The following is a 575-nucleotide window of genomic DNA, read 5'->3' as shown; positions in this document are numbered from 1 at the left end:
CGCTTGTAGCTCTTGATGTCCTTGAAGGACTTGCGCTCGCCCCCGCCCATGCCGAGGTAGAACTCCTTGACGTCCTCGTTGTTGCGCAGCTCGCTGGCCACGCCGTCCATCACGATGCGCCCGCTCTCCATGATGTAGCCGTAGTCGGCGTACTTCAGCGCCATGTTGGTGTTCTGCTCGGCCAGCAGGAAGGTGACCTTCTCCTTCTGGTTGAGGTCCTTGACGATCTCGAAGACCTCTTCGACGATCTGCGGGGCCAGGCCCATGGAGGGTTCGTCGAGCAGCATCACGCTGGGGTTGGTCATGAGGGCGCGGCCGATGGCGCACATCTGCTGCTCGCCGCCCGAGGTGTAGGCGGCCTGGCTGGTGCGCCGGGTCTTCAGGCGCGGGAAGTAGGTGTAGACCTTCTCCAGGTTGGCCGCGACCTCGGCCTTGCTCTTGCGGGTGTAGGAGCCGGTCATGAGGTTCTCCTCGATGGTGAGGTGGGCGAAGCAGTGGCGCCCCTCCATGACCTGGACCACGCCGCGCTGCACGAGGTCGGCGGGCGAGAGGTTCTCGATGCGCTCGCCGCGCAG

Annotated in this window: 1 protein-coding gene; it reads right to left on the bottom strand. The window is 64.9% G+C overall.

The window, feature by feature from the left end; all coding sequences use genetic code 11:
• Positions 1 to 575 (bottom strand): ABC transporter ATP-binding protein (locus AC1Q9M_RS25510; protein WP_492436433.1); only part of this gene is annotated, 575 nt, incomplete at both ends.

This window comes from Hydrogenophaga sp. GW823-FHT04C09, from assembly GCF_058796355.1.
Note: the sequence above shows the minus strand (reverse complement) of the source record. Positions and strands in the feature narration are given on the sequence as shown.